17 protein-coding genes and 1 pseudogene are annotated in these 18,555 nt (G+C 72.2%); 4 read left to right on the forward strand and 14 right to left on the reverse strand.

Features of this window, described 5'->3' with window-relative positions:
- Positions 1-14: 14 nt before the first annotated feature.
- Together OG344_RS28140 and OG344_RS28145 are read right to left on the reverse strand one after the other, a co-directional pair.
- Complete coding sequence (locus tag OG344_RS28140) at positions 15-920, reverse strand: hypothetical protein (protein ID WP_405085674.1); 906 nt, start codon at positions 918-920, stop codon at positions 15-17.
- Positions 921-963: 43 nt separating this feature from the next.
- Positions 964-1,938, reverse strand: coding sequence for an LD-carboxypeptidase (locus tag OG344_RS28145; RefSeq protein ID WP_405085675.1), 975 nt, complete (start codon positions 1,936-1,938; stop codon positions 964-966).
- 31 nt (positions 1,939-1,969) lie between these two features.
- Here OG344_RS28145 and OG344_RS28150 point away from each other — a divergent pair, with 31 nt between their 5' ends.
- Entirely contained in the window at positions 1,970-2,848 is an 879-nt protein-coding gene (locus tag OG344_RS28150; protein ID WP_405085676.1) for a sulfotransferase family protein, read from the forward strand.
- Here OG344_RS28150 and OG344_RS28155 read toward each other — a convergent pair.
- From OG344_RS28155 to OG344_RS28175, 5 genes are all read right to left on the reverse strand, one after another.
- Entirely contained in the window at positions 2,845-4,713 is a 1,869-nt protein-coding gene (locus OG344_RS28155) for an ABC transporter ATP-binding protein (RefSeq protein WP_327046277.1), read from the reverse strand. The two genes, OG344_RS28150 and OG344_RS28155, sit on opposite strands and share 4 nt — an antisense overlap.
- Before the next feature lie 79 nt (positions 4,714-4,792).
- Complete coding sequence (locus OG344_RS28160; RefSeq protein WP_405085677.1) at positions 4,793-5,647, reverse strand: enoyl-CoA hydratase/isomerase family protein; 855 nt, start codon at positions 5,645-5,647, stop codon at positions 4,793-4,795.
- Between the two features lie 198 nt (positions 5,648-5,845).
- Positions 5,846-6,061, reverse strand: coding sequence for a helix-turn-helix domain-containing protein (locus tag OG344_RS28165; protein WP_030904785.1), 216 nt, complete (start codon positions 6,059-6,061; stop codon positions 5,846-5,848).
- Between the two features lie 115 nt (positions 6,062-6,176).
- Complete coding sequence (locus OG344_RS28170; protein ID WP_327046279.1) at positions 6,177-7,775, reverse strand: ABC-F family ATP-binding cassette domain-containing protein; 1,599 nt, start codon at positions 7,773-7,775, stop codon at positions 6,177-6,179.
- A gap of 130 nt (positions 7,776-7,905) precedes the next feature.
- Entirely contained in the window at positions 7,906-8,646 is a 741-nt protein-coding gene (locus tag OG344_RS28175) for an acVLRF1 family peptidyl-tRNA hydrolase (protein ID WP_405085678.1), read from the reverse strand.
- Between the two features lie 118 nt (positions 8,647-8,764).
- Between OG344_RS28175 and OG344_RS28180 the strand changes: the two genes are divergently transcribed.
- Positions 8,765-10,144 carry an EAL domain-containing protein gene (locus OG344_RS28180; protein WP_405085679.1) on the forward strand — a complete coding sequence of 460 codons (1,380 nt, stop codon included), beginning with the start codon at positions 8,765-8,767 and terminating at the stop codon, positions 10,142-10,144.
- Positions 10,145-10,219: 75 nt separating this feature from the next.
- On the opposite strand, the gene OG344_RS28185 is transcribed toward OG344_RS28180, so the two are convergent.
- Positions 10,220-10,825 carry a response regulator transcription factor gene (locus tag OG344_RS28185; protein ID WP_405085680.1) on the reverse strand — a complete coding sequence of 202 codons (606 nt, stop codon included), beginning with the start codon at positions 10,823-10,825 and terminating at the stop codon, positions 10,220-10,222.
- Between the two features lie 166 nt (positions 10,826-10,991).
- Between OG344_RS28185 and OG344_RS28190 the strand changes: the two are divergent.
- Positions 10,992-11,714: pseudogene (locus OG344_RS28190) on the forward strand (RNA-guided endonuclease TnpB family protein); the annotation flags it as partial.
- Here the strand turns inward: OG344_RS28190 and OG344_RS28195 are convergent.
- The 6 genes from OG344_RS28195 to OG344_RS28220 form a co-directional block, all read right to left on the reverse strand.
- Positions 11,677-12,846, reverse strand: a complete 1,170-nt coding sequence (locus tag OG344_RS28195; RefSeq protein ID WP_405085681.1) for a sensor histidine kinase — start codon at positions 12,844-12,846, stop codon at positions 11,677-11,679. The pseudogene OG344_RS28190 and the gene OG344_RS28195 sit on opposite strands and share 38 nt — an antisense overlap.
- 90 nt (positions 12,847-12,936) lie before the next feature.
- Entirely contained in the window at positions 12,937-13,674 is a 738-nt protein-coding gene (locus tag OG344_RS28200; RefSeq protein ID WP_405085682.1) for an ABC transporter permease, read from the reverse strand.
- A gap of 2 nt (positions 13,675-13,676) precedes the next feature.
- A complete protein-coding gene (locus OG344_RS28205) occupies positions 13,677-14,561 on the reverse strand; it encodes an ABC transporter ATP-binding protein (RefSeq protein ID WP_327046285.1) in 885 nt (294 codons plus the stop codon).
- A gap of 95 nt (positions 14,562-14,656) precedes the next feature.
- Positions 14,657-15,502: an ATP phosphoribosyltransferase gene (hisG, locus tag OG344_RS28210; RefSeq protein WP_327046286.1), complete on the reverse strand. Its 846-nt coding sequence runs from the start codon at positions 15,500-15,502 to the stop codon at positions 14,657-14,659.
- A 68-nt stretch (positions 15,503-15,570) separates the two neighbouring features.
- On the reverse strand, positions 15,571-15,834 hold the full coding sequence (locus OG344_RS28215) for a phosphoribosyl-ATP diphosphatase (protein WP_150934647.1): 264 nt from the start codon (positions 15,832-15,834) through the stop codon (positions 15,571-15,573).
- A 118-nt stretch (positions 15,835-15,952) separates the two neighbouring features.
- On the reverse strand, positions 15,953-16,918 hold the full coding sequence (locus OG344_RS28220; protein WP_327046287.1) for an acetylxylan esterase: 966 nt from the start codon (positions 16,916-16,918) through the stop codon (positions 15,953-15,955).
- 337 nt (positions 16,919-17,255) lie between these two features.
- On the opposite strand from OG344_RS28220, the gene OG344_RS28225 reads away from it, so the two are divergent.
- Positions 17,256-18,548 (forward strand): extracellular solute-binding protein, encoded by a 1,293-nt coding sequence (locus OG344_RS28225; protein WP_405085683.1) that lies wholly within the window; start codon positions 17,256-17,258, stop codon positions 18,546-18,548.
- Positions 18,549-18,555: the final 7 nt, after the last annotated feature.

Consider the following 18,555-nt stretch of genomic DNA (forward strand, 5'->3'; position numbering starts at 1 on the left):
TCAGGAACGAACGCTCAGGACCGGCCGGCGATGCGGGCGAGGAGCCGGGCGAACTCCGGCGGCGGCGCGACGACGAGCCGGGTCTGCCCGTCGTGGCTGATCAGGTCGGCCTGGATGCGGGTCAGCTTGCCCCGGCGCCACCAGTACACGTGCGGGCTGAGCCCGTCGGCGTGACCGGCGTGCTCCCGGTGGGCGAACAGGCGCAGCCGCTCGATCGCCCGCACCACGCCGATCCCGGCCACCGGATGCACCGCGACCACCCCCCGGTGCGGCAGCACGGCGAGCATGCCGTCCTCGGGCACGTGCGTGTGGGCGGGCAGGCGGCGCAGGTGGGCGGCCGCGCTGGGCGCGGCCAGCAGCGTGACCTCGGTGCCGCCCAGGTCCAGCCGGGACACCGTGGGCCGCTCGTCGGCCAGGGCGTTGCCCACCGCGACGTCGAGCGCCTCCCCCGGCGGGATCGGCCAGCAGAAGGCCTCCTCGGGGCGGACCGGGCGGGCGCCGATCGTCAGCACCTCGATCAGGTCGGCGCTCAGGTGGCGGCCGATGATCCGGGAGGGGTCGGGAAAGGCCGGGTCGTCGGCGGCGTGCACCCGCGTGCGCAGCAGCGGCTTGATCGGCTTGAGGTTGCAGGCGTCGAACGGCTCGCCCGACACGGCGTGGGCCAGGTGCTCGGAGACCAGCATGGGCCAGTCCTCGCGGGTGCGCCGGGCGGCCTCACGGCGCAGGCCGACGAGGTTCACCACCCGCTCGCGATCGGGGGAGGCCAGCGCCAGTGACGTGCCGTCCGCGGCGAAGTCGCAGGTGTAGCCCATGGTCTCGGCGACCAGCCCCAGCAGGGAGTCGAGATCGACGTCCTCGACGGCTCTCGGAGCGGGATCGTCCGGCCGCGTCCGGCTGAGCAGTCGCCGCAAGAGTCCCAACGCACCATCCCTTCGCCACCGCCCGGGCGCCTCCGGGCGCGTCTCAGGTTGCCGCGTCAGAGTCGCGGAATGCGCCCGAGGCTGGGCACGATTCGGTCACAATAGCCACATTCGTCTCCAACCACATACTCAGTTGTGGTGATCCATGCCCGACGGGCAGCCCCGCGAGGACCGGCACACCCAGGGGCGACAGGCGTTCGGCCAGCATCGGCAGCGGGTCGCCGCAGTCCACCCACGACCCGAGCACGATCCCCGCCGCGCCGTCCAGGCAGCCCGCCTGGAGCAGTTGCGTCACCATCCGGTCGATCCGGTAGGGCTCCTCGGTCACGTCCTCCAGCAGGACGATCCGGCCCTCCCCCCGCACCTCCCCCCGCATCGCGTACGGCGTGCCGCACAGGGCGGCGAGCAGGGCGAGGTTGCCCCCCGTGAGCCGCCCCTCGGCCCGTCCCGGCACGATGACGCGGTCGCCCGTGATCGGGGCGGGCGTGCCGCCCTCGAACAGAGCCTGCCGCAGGTGGGCGAACGTGACTGGTTCCGGCCCCCCGGGATCGCTGATCGTCGCGCAGGCCGGCATCGGCCCGAAGAGCGTGGCCAGGCCGAGCCTGTCGGCGAAGGCCCGGTGCAGCGCGGTGACGTCGCTCGACCCGAGCAGGATCTTGGGACCGGCCGCCGCCATGGCGTCCCAGTCGAGCAGCCCGAGCAGCCGGGTCACGCCGTAGCCGCCCCTCGCGCAGATGACGGCCGCCACCCCGGGGTCGCACCAGGCCGCCTGGAGATCGGCGGCGCGCGCGGCGTCGGGCCCCGCGAGATAGCCCTCCCGGGCCCGCACCGACGCTCCGTGCACGACCCGCAGGCCCAGCTCCTCCAGGACCGCCCCGCCGCGCTCCAGCCGTACGGGATCCACCGGGCCGGCGGGCGCGACCAGCGCGACGGTGTCTCCCGGCCGCAGCCGCCGGGGCGCCTCCGGTACCGTTACCGAGGCGACACCCCCCGGCCCGCCGCGGATGCGCTCGCTCACCCTTCAAAGGGTGTCAGACTAAGCGGTATCTATGCGACCTCCGACGCACATCCTCGTGGTCAACGGCGTCAAGGTCCGTCGCCCGGTGTTCGTGATCGCGGCCCCGCACTCCGGCGCGGACCTGCTGGGCCGTGCGCTCAAGCGCTCTCCCGGCTTCCACATGACCATGGGCAGGGGCCCGGTGACCCGGGTCGTCTACGCCTTCGCCCGGAGGCCCTCGATCGCGCGCAGCGGCGGGGCGCCCCGGGTGCTGCGCGATGTGCTGGCGGAGGCCTGGCAGGTCGTCCCGGCGTCCTGCGCGGAGTGCACGACCGCCTGCCGTGAGGCCGGCGGCATCATCGGTGCCGGGCCCTGCGTCGGGCCGGGGGCGCTGACGCGGTTCGGCGACGCCAGCCCCGACCTGATCTACAGCACGCCGGTGCTGCTGCGGGCGTTTCCGGACGCCCGGTTCATCCAGGTCGTCCGCGACGGCCGGGACGTCGTCGCCGACATGCTGGCCGACCCCGCCTGCATGGCCTGGGTCAAGCCGCACATGCTGAGCGAGGACGCCGAGTTTCCCAACCCGTTCCTCGGCGTGCGCTCGGCCGAGCACCGGCAGCGCTGGGCCGAGATGCCGGCCGCGGGCAGGTGCGCCCTGCGCTGGCGCGGCGCCGTACGGCTGAACGCGGCCCTGCGCCGCGAACTGCCCGCCGAGCACCTGCTCACGCTCAGGTACGAGGACCTGGTGGCCGCGCCCGGCGAGGCGATCGACGCGGTGTCGTCCTTCCTGGAGACCAAGGTCTCGATGATCGCGTTGTACGGCGCGACGATCCCCCGGCCGGGCGCCTGGCGCACCCGCCTGTCCGGCGAGGACGCCGAACTGGTGGAGAAGGTCGCCAGGGAGGAACTCGCCCGCCTCGGCTACCGCTAGCCGGTGAACTGGGTGCGGTACAGCTCGGCGTAGGCGCCGCCCCGCTTCAGCAGTTCCTCGTGCCGGCCGTGCTCGACCACCCGGCCGTCCTCGATGACCAGGATCGCGTCGGCCTCGCGGATGGTCGACAGCCGGTGGGCGATCACCAGCGAGGTTCGTCCCCGCAGGGCCGTCTTCAGCGCCTGCTGCACCGCCGCCTCGGACTCGGAGTCGAGGTGGGCGGTGGCCTCGTCGAGCACGACGACCCGGGGCGCCTTGAGCAGCAGGCGGGCCAGCGCGATGCGCTGCTTCTCCCCGCCCGACAGCCGGTATCCGCGGTCGCCGACTACCGTCTCCAGCTCCTCGGGCAGATTCTTGACCAGGTCGGCGATCTGGGCCGCGCGCAGGGCCTCCCAGACCTCCTCGTCGGTCGCGTCGGGACGGGCGTAGCGGAGGTTGCTGCCGATCGTGTCGTGGAACAGGTGGGCGTCCTGCATGACCACCCCGACCGTGTCCCTGATGCCGTCGAGGGTGGCGTCGCGGACGTCGAGCCCGTTGATCCGCACGGCCCCCTCGTCCACGTCGTACAGGCGGGAGACCAGCGAGGTGATGGTGGTCTTGCCCGCGCCCGAGTGGCCGACGAGCGCCACCAGCTCGCCCTCGCGGGCGGTGAACGACACGCCCTTCAGCACCTCCTGGGAGGGACCGGTGTCCGGGCGGGCCACCGACTCCAGCGACGCCAGCGAGACGTCGGAGGCGGCCGGGTAGCGGAAGCGCACGTCGTCGAACTCGATCGTCACCGGCCCCTCGGGGATCGGCCGCGCGCCGGGCTTCTCGGCGACCATCGGCTTGAGGTCCAGGACCTCGAAGACCCGGTCGAAGCTCACCAGCGCGGTCATCACGTCGACGTGCACGTTCGACAGGCTGGTCAGCGGGCCGTACAGGCGCATGAGCAGGGACGACTGGGCGACCAGGGTGCCGAGCGCGAACGCCCCGGAGATCGCGAGGGTGCCGCCGAGGCCGTAGACGAGCGCGGTGGCGAGCGCGGCGACCAGTCCCAGCGCGATGCGGAACACCGCGCCGTACATCGCGACGATCACGCCCACGTCGCGGACGCGGCCCGCCCGCTCGGCGAAGTACGATGCCTCGTCGTCCGGCCTGCCGTACAGCTTGGCGACCATCGCCCCGGCCACGTTGAAGCGCTCGGTCATCACCGAGCTCATCTCGGCGTCGAGCTGCATCTGCTCGCGGGTCAGCGCCGACATGCGGCGGCCGACCCACTTGGCGGGGAAGACGAAGATCGGTAACAGGACCAGCGCGACCAGCGTGACCTGCCACGACAGCACAATCATCGTGCCGAGCACCAGCACCAGACTGATCACGTTGGAGACCACCGACGACAACGTGCTGGTCAGCGCCCGCTGCGCGCCGATGACGTCGGTGTTCAGCCGGGAGACCAGCGCGCCGGTCTGGGCCCGCATGAAGAACGCCACGGGCATGCGCTGGACGTGGTCGTAGACCTCGGTGCGCAGGTTGTAGATCAGGCCCTCGCCGATGCGCGCGGAGAACCAGCGCTGCGCCAGGCCGAGCCCGGCGTCCACGACGGCCAGCGCGGCGATCGTGACGGCGAGCCACAGCACCACCTGGACCCGCTTGGGCATGATGCCGTCATCGATGATCGCCTTCATCAGCAGCGGGTTGGCGACCACGATGACCGCGTCGACCACCACCAGCGCGAGGAAACCGGCGATCTGCGCCCGGAAGGGCCGCGCGTACCCCGCGATGCGCCGGACGGTCCCCGGCGCGATGCGCTCCTTCGTCACGGAGCTGTCACGCCGCAGGGACCGCATCACCTGGAAGCCGTAGCCCCCGTTCATCATCGACATATGCCGTACATCCTCCCAGGCGTGCAGCGATGGGAGGACTCCCCCGATTCCCCCGTCAGCTCGAAGCGAACAGCACCCGTCAGTTCGAAGCGAACAGTGCGCGGATGCGCGCCACCTGTTCGGCCCGCTCGGCGGCGGCCTGTTCCTCCAGCGTGCGCCCCGGCGCGGCCCGCAGCAGGCGCTTGGTGGCGGTCGCGGCGGCGTGGCCGGTGGCCAGCAGCGCGGCGGCCAGGTCACGGGTGGTCTGGTCGAGCTCGCCCGCCGGTACCGCGATCTCGGCCAGGCCGAGCCGTACGGCCTCCTCGGCCCCGACGACGCGGGCGGTCAGGCACATCTCGATGGCGCGGGGAACCCCGACGATGTCGGCCAGGGGCTTGGTCCCGGTCAGGTCGGGAACCAGCCCCAGCGCGGGCTCCTTCATGCAGAACATCACGTCGTCCGCGACGACACGCAGGTCACACGCGAGCGCGAGCTGGAAACCCGCCCCGATCGCATGGCCCTGCACGGCCGCGATCGACACGATCTCCGGCCTGCGCAGCCACAGGAAACCCCTCTGTGCCTCCGCGATCAGTCGCTCCAACTCGGTGTCGCCGAGCGCCGCGGCGCTCGCGAACGATTCCTGCCCGGGCACTCCCTCGGGCGTGAACATGCGCAGGTCGATTCCGGCTGAGAAGGACGGCCCCTCGCCTCTGATCACGACCACTCTCACCCGCTCCGGAAGGGTGTCCCCTATCCGGGCCAGAGCCGACCAGGTCGCGAACGTCTGCGCGTTGCGCTTGTCCGGCCGGTCCAGGGTGACGGTCGCGATCTCGCCGTCCACCTCGCAGCGCAGTCCGATCTCGGCCGGCGCGGCCGCCGAGACCGTCGACACATCGGAGCCTTCGCCCGTCTCTGGGGCGTGCTCCGGATCCCCCCCCACTGCCGCTTCCGCCATGCCTGCTCCTGCCTTCGACGAGGAGCCACGTCGCCTCGCACGGCCGGTCCGGTGCGGCGCACCGCCCGTGCCGGGCGTCCGCGCTCCTGTTCGACCCGCGGTCGCGCCCGAGCCTACCGAACGACGTTCTGGTTAGCCGGGCCCGGCCACGCCCTCTCACAGGAACGAGCGGCTGCGGTCGCGCGTCTTGAGGTGGATCTAGCGCTTGGACTTGCCCCGGGTCGCTCCGCCGCGCCCGCGCAGAGTCACTCCGGACTCGCTCAGGATGCGGTGGATGAACCCGTACGACCGGCCAGTGGAAGCGGCCAGAGCGCGGATGCTCTCACCCGCCGAATAGCGCTTCTTGAGATCGCTGGCCAGCTTTTCCCGGTCGGCCCCGGTCACCCGGGTGCCCTTCTTCAGAGTCTCGGCCACGAGTACCTCCTGTAGTGCCAGACTTCCGCAGCGTTACTTCAGCCCATGATCAGTCATTTCGACGGGATCGGCTACCTACTCCGCGGGAAAAGATCCCTACCCGCTCAAATTAAGATCAGGCAAGCGCCACAAGATCGGAAAATTCGTCGCTCCATGCGTCTTCCACTCCGTCTGGCAACAGAATCACCCTATCCGGCTTCAGCGCCTCCACGGCGCCCTCGTCATGGGTGACCAGCACAATCGCGCCAGTGTAGGAGCCGAGGGCGGTGAGCACCTGGTCGCGGGAGGCCGGATCGAGGTTGTTGGTAGGCTCGTCGAGCAGCAGCACGTTGGCGCTCGACAGCACGAGCGTGGCGAGCGCCAGACGGGTCTTCTCACCGCCCGACAGGACCCCCGCCGGCTTGTCCACGTCGTCGCCGGTGAACAGGAACGAGCCGAGCACCTTGCGCAGGTCGACGTCGGCGAGGTCGGGGCCCGCGGAGCGCATGTTCTCCAGCACGGTGCGCCCGGCGTCGAGGGTCTCGTGCTCCTGCGCGTAGTAGCCGAGCTTGAGCCCGTGGCCGGGCAGGACCTCGCCGGTGTCGGGTGTCTCGATGCCGCCGAGCAGGCGCAGCAGGGTCGTCTTGCCCGCGCCGTTCAGGCCCAGGATGACGATCCGCGAGCCGCGGTCGACGGCGGCGTCGACGTCGGTGAAGACCTCCAGCGAGCCGTACGACTTGGACAGGCCGCGAGCCGTCAGCGGCGTCTTGCCGCAGGGCGCCGGCTGGGGGAAGCGCAGCTTGGCGACGCGGTCGGACCGGCGCTCGCCCTCCACGCCCGAGAGCAGCCGCCGGGCCCGGCGCTCCATGTCCTGGGCCGCCTTGGCCTTGGTGGCCTTCGCCCGCATGCGGTCGGCCTGCGTCAGCAGGGCGGACGCCTGCCGCTCGGCGTTGGCGCGCTCCCGCTTGCGCCGCTTCTCGTCGGTCTCCCGCTGGGCCAGGTAGGCCTTCCAGCCGACGTTGTAGGTGTCGATGACGCAGCGGTTCGCGTCCAGGTGGAGCACCCGGTTTACCGTGGCTTCAAGAAGGTTGACGTCGTGGCTGATGATCACCAAGCCGCCCTGGTGGGAGCGCAAAAATTCACGAAGCCAGCCGATCGAGTCCGCGTCGAGGTGGTTTGTGGGCTCGTCGAGCAGGAGAGTCTCCGCCCCGCTGAACAGGATTCGCGCCAGTTCGACCCGCCTGCGCTGCCCTCCGGACAGCGTCTGCAGCGGCTGGCCGAGAACCCGGTCGGGCAGCCCGAGGCTGGAGGCGATCGAGGCCGCCTCCGACTCCGCCGCGTAACCGCCGAGGACGTGCAGGCGGTCCTCCAGCCGGCCGTACGCGCGCACCGCCCGGTCGCGCACGCGCTGGTCGTCGGCGGCCATCCCGGTCTCGGCCGCGCGCAGTTCGCGCAGCACCTCGTCGAGCCCGCGGGCCGACAGGATCCGGTCGCGCGCCAGCACGCTCAGGTCTCCCGTACGGGGGTCCTGCGGCAGGTAGCCGACGCTGCCGGAGATCGTGACCGAACCCGTGGCGGGCAGGCCCTCACCCGCGAGGACCTTGGTGAGGGTGGTCTTGCCGGCGCCGTTGCGCCCGACCAGCCCGATCTTGTCGCTCGGGTTCACCCGGAAAGAGGCGCCCTCGATGAGCAGGCGGGAACCCGCGCGGAGTTCGACGTCGGTAGCGATGATCATGATGAAGGGGACACTCCCGTGGGTGATGCGGACAGGACCGGTGCCGGGAGCGATCAGTCGGGAGCGCTCATGGGCTCAAGTGTAGTGCCGCCGTCACCGCGACCTGCTTCGCCGAGCGCCCGCCCGCCGGTCAGGGGTCGAACAGCCGGATCCGTACGGCGCGGAACAGGTCCGGTGCGCCCTTCAGGACGGCCGGCCGCGGATCGGGAACGGTGAGGAACGGCCCGGCCTCCAGGGCGAACAGCGGCGCGAGACGCCGATCCTCCCTGATCTCGTCGACCGCCCGCCGGTCCCCGCCGAGCACCACCGCCTCCAGGTCGGCCAGCCGCGGCGTCAGCAGCCGGAAGGCCACGTCGGCGGCGGCCCGCAGCGCCTCGGCCGACTGCTTGTCCCTGCGCCGGGCGAAGCGCTGCTGGGACCATCCCCCCGCCGCGCTGCGCCCGTGGACCTGACGCGACCCGACCTTGGCCGCGACCAGGCGGGTGCCGGTGAAGACGCCGGCGGCGTGCCCGCCGAGCCGGGCCAGCAGCACGCCGACCGTCCGCTCGCGGCACGCGTGGGCGACCAGCGCCGCCGCCGGGACCGGGAGGGCCGCCTCGCCCTGCCCGGCTCCGGACGGCGCGACGGGCGGCATGACGGGCGGCACGGCGGGCGGCACGGCGGGCGGCACGGCGGGCGACGGGCGCAGCGGCGGGAACGGCACGTGACACTCGGCGACCGCGCCGTCGGCGGCGTCGAGGCGCACGACGTCCGGCAGAGTGACCGCCTCGATCGCGCCGTGCCGTGCGGCGAAGCGCGCGATCCAGCCCGCGAGCCGCTCGGGGGCCACCGAGACCCATCTGCCGCCTCCGGCGGCGGGCCGTCCCGTCATGGCTGATCAGCCTACCGGTGTGGTCGTTTGCCGGATTCCCTCCAACTGGCGGGGAAATGTAGGTGAATTCCCCCCTGTAAGGGTCAACGGCCCCGGGGAGGCGTCCCACAATTCACCCGTGACGCTCCCCTCCTCGCCGGCGTCGCCGGTCGCCGCGTCCGTTCCGGGCGCTCCGCCGGCGTACCACCCGGACGACCCGCAGGGACACCACCCGGCGGGCCTCGTGCGGCGGTACACCCCCGCCGCCTCCGCAACGGGGCCCCTGCCCTCGTCCTTCGTCCCCGGGACTCCCCACAGCACCCCGCATCGCCCGCCCGTCCCGTTGTTCCTGCCGGTGGTCGACCTGGACACCGGCGGCGCGATCGCCGTACAGGTGATCCCCGCGGACCCCGCGTGGGGCGGCACGCCGGGCGGCGTCACTTACGCCGCGCCGGACCCGGGCGGTGTGACGGGCGGTGTGACGGGCGGCGTGGCGGCCACGGTGAACGGCGTGCTGGCCGCGGCCCGCGAGGAGACCGCGCTGCCGCTGGTGCTGCCGATCTCCGCCGCCGTGGTCGCCGCCGGTTCGGCCGGCACGGCGCCGCTGCACGAGGCGCTGCGGATGTGCAACCGCCGTCCGCGCGAGGTCATGCTGATGATCGAGGGCGATGTCGCGGCCGTGGGGCGCACCGCCCTGCTGTCCGGGATCGACGGCCTGCGCGCGGTGGGCTACCTCGTCGCCTTCGGCGAACTCGGCACGGCCCCGCTGCCGCTCGACCTGCTCGCCGACGCCGCGCCGTACGTGATCGCGCTCTCCGGCGATCTGGTGGCGCGGGGAGCACGCGACCCCCGGCGCGGCGCGCTCGTGGAGTCGCTCGTCCGCCTGGCGCGCGGCGCCGGGGCGCACGTGCTCGCCCCCGGCGTACGCGAGGAGACGCAGCTCGCGGCGGTGCGCGGCTGGGGCATCCGGCTCGCGCAGGGCCCTCTGCTCGCGCCGCCCGACTGGCGGCCCTCCCACGGCCACAACCGCGTCCACGTGCCACTGCCGGTGCCGGAGGCCGAGGCCGTCCCCGGCGCGCCGGGCCTCATGGGAGCGGGCGCGAGCGGATTGGGGCCACGCGTGCAGGAGTTCCTGCTCCCGGCGGTGACGCTGCCGGCCGGCTCGACGGCCGAGGAGGTCGTCGGCGTGCTCAGCGCGGAGCCGTCGATCACGAGTGTGGTGCTGGTGGACGAGTACCAGCGCCCGCAGGGCAGCGTCGACCGCAGCCGGTTCCTGCTGTTCATGGCCGGGGCGTACGGCCACGCGCTGCACGCGAAGAAGCCGGCCAGCCGCCTGGCCGACCCCGCGAAGATCGTGGCGAAGACCACCCCGGCGATCGCGGCCATGCAGGTGGCCGGGCGCGACACCACCCGGGCGTACGACGACCTGGTCGTGGTCGACGAGGTGGGCCGGTGCATGGGCGTGGTCCGGATCAGCGACCTGCTGCGGCACGTCGCCGAGATGCAGGCCGCCCGCTGACCCGCCCGGCGGCCCGGCCCGGGGCGGGGCGGGGCGGGGCGGGGCGGGGCGGGGCGGGTCAGCGGGCGGGGCGCATCAGAGCCAGCCCAGCGCGTGGGCCTTCCGGACGGCCTCGATGCGGTTGCGCGCCGCGGTCTTCTGGATGGCCGCCGACAGGTAGTTGCGCACGGTGCCCTCCGACAGGTGCAGCCGCAGCGCGATGTCGTTGATGGTCGAGCCGTCCGCCGCGGCCGACAGCACGTCCCGCTCACGCGGCGACAGGGGGTTCGGCCCGGCGCTGAGCGCCGCGGCGGCCAGCCCGGGGTCGATCACCCGCTCGCCCCGGAGCACCCGCCGGATGGCGGCGGCCAGGTCGCGCGCCGGGCTGTCCTTGACCAGGAACGCCACCGCCCCGGCCTCCATCGCCCGGCGCAGGTAGCCGGGCCGGCCGAAGGTCGTGAGGATCACCACCCGGCACCCGGGGACCCGCCGGCGCAACTCCTCGGCGGCGGCGATGCCGTCCCTGCCGGGCATCTCGATGTCCAGCAGCGCGATGTCCGGCCGGGTCGCCTCGGCGACCGCGACCGCCTCGTCGCCGTTCGCCGCCTCCCCGACCACCTCGATGTCGGGCTCCAGACCGAGCAGCGAGGCCAGCGCGCCCCTGACCATGCTCTGGTCCTCCGCCAGCACGACCCTGATCATCAAGATCCTCCATGGAAACCCCCGCCTTCAGGCGGGGGAGGAATCGAACTCCTTGCGGGAAGCAGGGCAGGGGCAGGCATTTCACCGCAAGGCGAACCGCTGGACGAACTCACGCGATCGGCGACTGATCGGGTGGCATGATGTGCGGCGTGGCGCAGACGGTTATGCGGGGATCACCAGCCTGGTGGCCCTGTCCCGCCCGATACCCGATCTGACCGACCAGGACGGCAAGGTCGCCAACCCCCGGCATGAGCGCACCGACCGGCGCAGGCTGGCCAAGGCCCAGCGCTCGCTCGCCCGCAAAGCGGCGGGCAGCGCGAACCGGGCCAAGGCCAGGGTGAAGGTCGCCCGCGCCCACGCGCGGATCGCCGACCGGCGCCGGGACTTCCTGCACAAACTCAGCACTCGGCTCGTCCGCGAGAACCAAACGGTCGTGATCGAGGACCTGACCGTCCGCGCCATGGTCAAGAACCACTCCCTCGCCCGCGCCATCTCCGACGCCTCCTGGCGGCAACTCCGCTCGATGCTGGAACACAAAGCCACGTGGTACGGGCGGGAACTGGTCGTGATCGACCGATGGTTCCCCAGCTCGAAACTGTGCTCGGCCTGCGGGGCACTGCAAGAGTCGATGCCGTTGCACGTCCGGGAGTGGGAGTGCGCCTGCGGCGCGGTCCATGACCGGGACGTCAACGCCGCCAGGAACATCCTCGCCGCCGGGCCGGCGGAGAGGTGAAACGCCTGTGGAGCTGGTGTAAGACCTCAACGGAGTCCTCCGAGCGGGCAACCGGCGGCGAAGCAGGAAGACCAACCTGTGAGGGTTGGAATCCCCTCCCTTCAGGGAGGGAAGGATGTCAATCGGCCAACCTATCCGCGACGATCCCGGGAGTGAGGTCCTGGGGCAGCGCGACCGCGATCCGCACCCGGAACCCCCGCCCGCCGCTCTCGACCTCCAGGTCGCCGCCCGCGGCGCGGGCCCGCTCGCCGAGCCCGGTCAGGCCGTTGCCCGGCCGGTACGGCCCGCCGCGGCCGTTGTCGGCGACCTCCAGGGCGGCGCCCCGCTCGCCGTACGACACGGTGATCTCGCAGCGGGTGGCCCGGGCGTGCCGTACGACGTTGGTGGTGGCCTCGCGCACGGCCCAGCCGAACAGGCCGTCGAGGTCCTCGGGCAGCGGCGCGCCGGACATGCGGACGGTGAGGGCGATCCCGGCGGCGGCCAGCGCGGCGCGGGCGCCGTCGATCTCCTCCGGCAGCGAGCTGCGGCGGTAGCCCGTGACGGCCTCGCGCACCTGGAGCAGCGCCTGCCTCGCCACCGCCTCGATGTCGGCCACCTCCCCGGCCGCCTGCGGCGACCCCTGCTCGGCCAGCCGGCGGGCGAGCTCGCTCTTCAGCACGATCAGCGAGAGGCCGTGTCCCAGCAGGTCGTGCAGGTCGCGGGCGATCCGCAGCCGTTCCTCGGCGGCGGCCAGCCTGGCCACCTCGCTCTGCGCCTCCTTGAGCTTGCCGATGAGGACCCGGGTGTTGCGGACGCTCATGAACAGCACGCCGAGGGTGACGGTCTGCAGCACGAGCATCCACAGCAGCCCGTCCTCGGCGCCGATCACCAGGCCGTCGGCGATCAGGATCGCCGTCATGGCCCCGATGCCGAGCAGGGCGCGCCGGGGCGGCAGGGCCATCGCGTAGACGACCGCCAGGTAGACCGGCAGGGTCAGCCAGCTCTCGCTGTGGAACACCAGCGGGAAGGCGGCTCCCATCAGGGTCGCGAGGCCGAGCAGGGGGAACATCCACCGGGGCCGGTGGCCGAGGCCGCGCGGCCCCAGCACGACCGTCAGGTAGACGCCCACGAAGGCCGCGAGCGCGGTCATCCGCCAGACCGCCTGCGCCGTTCCCACCCTGCCGTCGATCACCTCGGCCACCGGGTAGAACAGGTAGATCAGGCCGAGCGACATGCCGATCAGCCGCCGCAGGCGGTACGGGCCGTCGTCCGGTCCGCCGAAGCTGAAGATCCTGGCCAGCCGGCTCATCGCGTCGTCCCTCCGCTCTCCGCCGGGTCAGGCACAGGCCCCGCCGGGTCAGGCACAGGCCCCGCCGGGTCAGGCACAGGCCCCGCCGGGTCAGGCACGCACCACGGCGCGGCGGTAGGCGAGCACCGCGACGGCCCCCAGCGCGACGGCCCAGGCGACGATGCCCGCCACGTCGGGCCCGTACGGCGCCTGCCCGGCCACGATGCGCCACCCGACGCTCGCGTAGTCGTAGGACGGCAGCAGCCTGGCGATGTTCCGCATGGCCTCCGGCATGAGCGACGTGGGGAACCACAGGCCGCCCAGCAGGGCCAGGCCGAACATCGAGATCATGGCCACGGGCTGGGCGGTGTCGGGCCGCAGCGCCGAGCCGATGGCGAGGCCGAGCGCCACGAACGGGATGGTCCCGATCCACATGAAGGCGAGCAGCCCCACCCACTGCCCCGCCGGCAGCGACACGTGCTGGGTGAGCACCGCGGCGAGCCCCACCAGCACCAGCGCGGGCAGCACCAGCAGCAGGGACGCGACGAGCTTGGTCGCGAGGATGGCCCAGGCGGGCAGCGGGGTGATCTGGAGCTGACGCAGCCAGCCGCTGTGCCGTTCCTGCGCCCAGGGCACGGCCGTGGACATCATCGACGAGGCGAGCGCGCCGTACGCCGCCATGTTGACCATCAGCAGCACGCTGCCCTTGATCCCGGTGGCCTCGTCCGTCTGCGCGCCCCACAGGTTCGAGTAGAGCAGGTAGAAGCCGAGCGGGAACGCGACGACGAAGATGACGTACCGCTTGTTGCGCAGCATGCGCAGCACTTCGACCTTCAGGTAGTGCGGCATCGTCACGACTCCTTGGTGAGAGCGAGGAAGGCGTCCTCCAGATCGGCCCCGTGGACCTGGAGATCGCGCACGTCGAGGGTGGTCTTCCGGTAGAGCGCCTCGACCGTCGCGTCGAGGTCGGTGGTGCGCAGCGTGACGCGGCCCGCCTGGAGCTCCACGCCGGTCGTCCCCGGCAGGCTCTCCAGACCGGCGGCCGGCTGGTCGCCCAGCCGGAAGCTCACCGTCTGCCCGGCAACGCCTGCCTTGATCTCGGCGGCGGTGCCGTCGGCCACGACCCGCCCTCGTGCGATCACGACGACCCGGTCGGAGTTCTCGTCGGCCTCCTCCAGGTAGTGCGTCGCGAACAGGATCGTGCGCCCCTGCGCGGCGTACCGCCGCATGTTCTCCCAGAACGTACGGCGGGACTCGACGTCCATGGCCGCGGTCGGCTCGTCGAGCAGCAGCAGCCTCGGCCCGCCCGCGACCGCCAGGGCGAACCGCACCCGCTGGGTCTGCCCGCCGGACAGGCGGTTCGCCCGCCGCCCGGCCAGCTCGGTCAGGTCGGCGAGCCGGAGGATCTCCTCGCGCGGCAGGGGGTTCGGATAGAGCCGGCGGACGAAGTCCACGGTCTCGGCCACGGTGAGCTCGGGGATCAGCTCGCCCTCCTGGAGCATGGCGCCGATCTCGCCGTGGGCGACCGCGGTCTCCGGCGGCTCGCCGAAGACCCGGATCTCGCCCGCCGAGGGCCTCAGCAGGCCCAGCAGCATGTTGATGGAGGTGGACTTCCCGGCCCCGTTCGGCCCGAGGAGCGCGACGGTGCTACCGGCCGGGACCTCCAGGTCGAGGCCGTCGACCGCGAGCACGTCGCCGTACCTCTTGGTGACGTCCGTGAAGGAGATGGCGTTCATGCGGACAAAACTAGAAGCGGGCCGGGAGACGCGGCAGTGGGATGCCTCCGGCCTCCGCGATGACATATGTCATCGCGGGCGGCCGTCCCGGCGGGTCACAGGCGGCAGGCGAAGATGGCGGTGACGAGGACCGCCTTGGCGCCGATCTCCCAGAGCTGGTCCATGACCTGCTGGTGGCCCTTGCGCGGGACCATCGCCCGCACCGCCACCCAGCCCTCGCGGTGCAGCGGGGAGACGGTCGGCCCCTCCATGCCCGGGGTGATGGAGATGGCCTCGTCGATGCGCTCGGCCCGGATGTCGTAGTCGATCATGACGAAGTCGCGGGCCACCAGCACGCCCTGCAGGCGGCGGATGAGCTGCTGGAAGCCGTTGGCCTCCGGCGCCCCGGCCCGCTTGATCAAGATGGCCTCGGAGTGCGCGATCGGCTCCCCGAACACCTCGAGCCCGACGTTGCGCAGCGTCGTGCCGGTCTCCACCACGTCGGCCACCGCGTCGGCGACGCCGAGCCTGATCGCGGTCTCGACCGCGCCGTCGAGCTTGATCACCCGGGCGTCCACGCCCTGGTCGGCGAGGTACTTGCCGAGCAGCCCGGCGTACGAGGTGGCGATACGCAGGCCGGACAGGCCGGCGACGCCGGAGTGGGCGCCGGCCGGGGCGGCGAAGCGGAAGGTGGACCGCCCGAACCCGAGCGGCATGATCTCCTCGGCCGGGGACCCGGAGTCGAAGAGCATGTCGCGCCCGGTGATGCCGGCGTCCAGGGTGCCCTCGCCGACGTAGACGGCGATGTCGCGGGGGCGCAGGAAGAACAGCTCGCAGGAGTTCTCGGAGTCAACGACCACGAGTTCCTTGCTGTCCCTGCGCTGGCGGTAGCCCGCCTCTTTCAGGATGGTCTGGGCGCCCTCGGAGAGCGCGCCCTTGTTCGGCACGGCGATGCGCAGCATGAGTTGAAGATCCTTTCAGGCAGGACGAGGTCGATGGGTCTTTCGGACATCCGGGGCCGCCGCGGCGGCTACAGATGCTTGTAGACCTCGTCCAGCCCGATCCCGCGGGCCAGCATGAGCACCTGGACGTGGTAGAGGAGCTGGGAGATCTCCTCCGCCGCCCGCTCCGCCGACTCGTGCTCGGCCGCCATCCAGCTCTCCGCGGCCTCCTCGACGACCTTCTTGCCGATGGCATGGACGCCGGCGTCCAGCGCGGCCACGGTGCCGGACCCCGCGGGCCGGGTCCGGGCCTTGTCTGCCAGCTCGGCGAACAGCTCTTCGAAGGTCTTCATGGTCTCTCTCGGAATCGTGGGCCTGCCCGTTCAGCGTATCGGCCCCAGGGTAGTTGCGGACGCGGGGCGTCCGCGCCCCGCGTCCACCCTGCGAGATCATGCCCGCGCCGGGCCGGACTCAGCCGAGGATCTTGCGGGCCAGCCGGAGCTGCTCCAGCGCCTGCTGCGACTCCCCGCCCTCGTGGCCGTTGAACGGCCACACGGTGATGTCCTTCGGGCCCGCGTAGTGGTTGTACGCCCCGAATACGGTGGAGGGCGGGGTGACGCCGTCGCGCAGGGCCACGGAGAACCGGGCAGGGGTGCGGGCCCGTGCCGCGAAGTGCAGCCCGTCGAAGTAGCCGAGCGTGGCGAAGATCTCCTCGACCCGGGTGCGGTGGATGCCGCAGAACCGCCCCAGCTCGCCGTACGGGTCCTCGTCGGTGATCTCCACCGCGTGCCGGATGTCGCACATGAACGGCACGTTGACGAACGCGTACGCGAGGTCCGGCACGAGCGCCGCGGCGGCCAGCGCCATGCCGCCGCCCTGGCTGCCGCCGGTCACGGCGACGCGCCCGGCGTCCACGAGGGGGTGCGACCTGGCCGCCTCCACCGCCCGCACGACGTCGGTGTAGAGCCGCCGGTAGTAGTAGTCGTCCCGGTCGAACACGCCCTGGGTGAGCTTGCCGGGAATCTGCGCGCCGTTGCCGCCGACCGGGTCGGGCGTGTCGCCCGAGCGCCAGGTGCCGCCCTGCCCGCGCGTGTCCATCACGAAGGTCGCGTACCCGGCGGCGGGCCACAGCAGCCAGTCGTGCGGCCGGCCGCGCCCGCCGCCGTACCCGATGAACTCCGTCACGCACGGCAGCGGGCCGGACGCGCCCGCGGGCGCGATGAACCACCCCTTGATCGGATGCCCGCCGAACCCCGCGAACGTCACGTCGGCCACGTCCACCAGCGCGAGGTCGGCCTCGTACGGCTCGAAGACGGCGTTCAGATCGTGCTCCCGCGCCTCGGCGAGCGTGCGGTCCCAGAAGGCGTCGAAGTCCGCCGGTTCCCGGCGCTCGGGCAGGTACGCACGCAGTTGGTCGAGGGGCATGTCAACGAACATGGGGGCTCCCGTGAACTGGTGAGGCATACGCCGGTCAAGGCTACACAAGTGGCTCGTTTCAGGGTTCTGACCCGGTTAAGGGTCTCCGTCCGAACCGGATCTCCTCGACTGGCGCGGCTTTCACCTGCGCAATCGCGACCGATGCCCCGTAAAGGCCGGATTGGCGGACTGAAACACCCTCTTGCAACTAATCCGGTTTAGTGCTGGACTCTGCACAAATTCCAGGCGTGTGAGGTGCGTCCGCACGGCACGATCTCGCGGCGGGCCGCCTCTCGGGGGCCAGGACCCGTCAATCGATCACTGTCCGTGAGAACCGTCCGTGAGATCGGAGACCTCCATGCGACGAACGCCGGCGGCCGCCCGCGCTGCCCTGCCCGTCACCCTGCCCGCCGTCCTGATCGCCGTCCTGGTCATCGGGCTCGGCGCGGGCTGCGCGACGAGCGGCACCCCGGAGACCGGGCAGGCCGACGCGAACGCCCCCGCCGCGATCACGTGGTGGTCCACCGGAGGCGACGACGAGAGCGCGGCCTTCCAGAAGGCGGCCGACCTCTACACGAAGTCGCACCCCAATGTGACGATCAAGGTGCAGACGCTGAGCTGGGACGACGCGTACGCCAAGCTGCTCGCGGCCTCCACCAGCCGCAGCGGGCCGGACGTCATCTCCGGCGGCATGACCTGGACCATCCAGTTCGGCCTGCGCGGCGGGATGGTCGACCTGCGCAAGTACGGCGTCGAGCAGCTCAGGGCCCAGGCGCAGCCCGCCCAGTGGAAGTCGGCCGTCTCCCCCGACGGCACCGTCTACGGAATTCCGCTGGACATGTCCACCGAGGCGCTCTACTACCGGACCGACCTGCTGGAGAAGGCCGGGATCAAGGAGCCGCCCGCGACCTGGGACGAACTGACCGCAGACATCGGGAAGCTCAAGGACTCAGGGGTCAAGACGCCTTTCGGCATCGACTGGGGCAACCTCGACTGGATCGGCTACTTCAACTTCCTCTACCAGGCCGGCGGCAGCTTCTACACACCGGACTGCAAGCCCTCGCTCGGCACCCCCGAGGCCGAGCGGGCGCTGTCGTTCTGGATCGACCTACACCGCAGGTACGGCGCGCCCACCGACACGGTGACCACCTCGGACGCGCTGGACGCGGGCACCGCGATGGTCTACGGCGGCAACTGGAACGCCCTCGTCATCGACACCTCAAAGCCCAAGCTGAAGGGCAGGTGGGCGGTGGCCCCGCTGCCCGCCGGTCCGGCGAGCCCGACGACCTTCATCGGCGGCCGGGCGGTCGGGGTGACGTCCTACAGCAAGCACATCCAGCAGGCGGCCGACTTCGTGAAGTACCTCTACACCGACGAGGCGGTCGACGCGGTGAACGCCGAGGCGAAGGCCCGCAACGTCGCCTACATCCCGCCGCGACCGGACAAGGTGGCCGGCTCGCCGTTCCAGCCGCAGCACTCCGAGGTGTTCGCGAAGATCATCAGCACCGGCGCCGCGGCTCCCGGATGCCCCGGCTGGGACGAGAGCGCGGGCGACGTGGCCAAACACCTCCAGTCGGCGATCCTCGGCAAGGCCGACATCAAGACGGCCCTGAGCGAGGCCGCCAAGGTCATGGAGCGCAACGCCGGTTGACGCCCCG

The organism is Microbispora sp. NBC_01389 (assembly GCF_045040095.1).
Taxonomy (GTDB): Bacteria; Actinomycetota; Actinomycetes; order Streptosporangiales; family Streptosporangiaceae; genus Microbispora.

What these genes read in the sequence shown, in the direction of transcription:
- OG344_RS28150 (WP_405085676.1), top strand. Translation starts at nt 1,970, where the DNA reads ATGCGACCTCCGACGCACATCCTCGTGGTCAACGGCGTCAAGGTCCGT.
- OG344_RS28155 (WP_327046277.1), bottom strand. Translation starts at nt 4,713, where the DNA reads ATGTCGATGATGAACGGGGGCTACGGCTTCCAGGTGATGCGGTCCCTG.
- OG344_RS28160 (WP_405085677.1), bottom strand. Translation starts at nt 5,647, where the DNA reads ATGGCGGAAGCGGCAGTGGGGGGGGATCCGGAGCACGCCCCAGAGACG.
- OG344_RS28170 (WP_327046279.1), bottom strand. Translation starts at nt 7,775, where the DNA reads ATGATCATCGCTACCGACGTCGAACTCCGCGCGGGTTCCCGCCTGCTC.
- OG344_RS28175 (WP_405085678.1), bottom strand. Translation starts at nt 8,646, where the DNA reads ATGACGGGACGGCCCGCCGCCGGAGGCGGCAGATGGGTCTCGGTGGCC.
- OG344_RS28185 (WP_405085680.1), bottom strand. Translation starts at nt 10,825, where the DNA reads ATGATCAGGGTCGTGCTGGCGGAGGACCAGAGCATGGTCAGGGGCGCG.
- OG344_RS28195 (WP_405085681.1), bottom strand. Translation starts at nt 12,846, where the DNA reads ATGAGCCGGCTGGCCAGGATCTTCAGCTTCGGCGGACCGGACGACGGC.
- OG344_RS28200 (WP_405085682.1), bottom strand. Translation starts at nt 13,674, where the DNA reads ATGCCGCACTACCTGAAGGTCGAAGTGCTGCGCATGCTGCGCAACAAG.
- OG344_RS28205 (WP_327046285.1), bottom strand. Translation starts at nt 14,561, where the DNA reads ATGAACGCCATCTCCTTCACGGACGTCACCAAGAGGTACGGCGACGTG.
- hisG (WP_327046286.1), bottom strand. Translation starts at nt 15,502, where the DNA reads ATGCTGCGCATCGCCGTGCCGAACAAGGGCGCGCTCTCCGAGGGCGCC.
- OG344_RS28215 (WP_150934647.1), bottom strand. Translation starts at nt 15,834, where the DNA reads ATGAAGACCTTCGAAGAGCTGTTCGCCGAGCTGGCAGACAAGGCCCGG.
- OG344_RS28220 (WP_327046287.1), bottom strand. Translation starts at nt 16,918, where the DNA reads ATGTTCGTTGACATGCCCCTCGACCAACTGCGTGCGTACCTGCCCGAG.
- OG344_RS28225 (WP_405085683.1), top strand. Translation starts at nt 17,256, where the DNA reads ATGCGACGAACGCCGGCGGCCGCCCGCGCTGCCCTGCCCGTCACCCTG.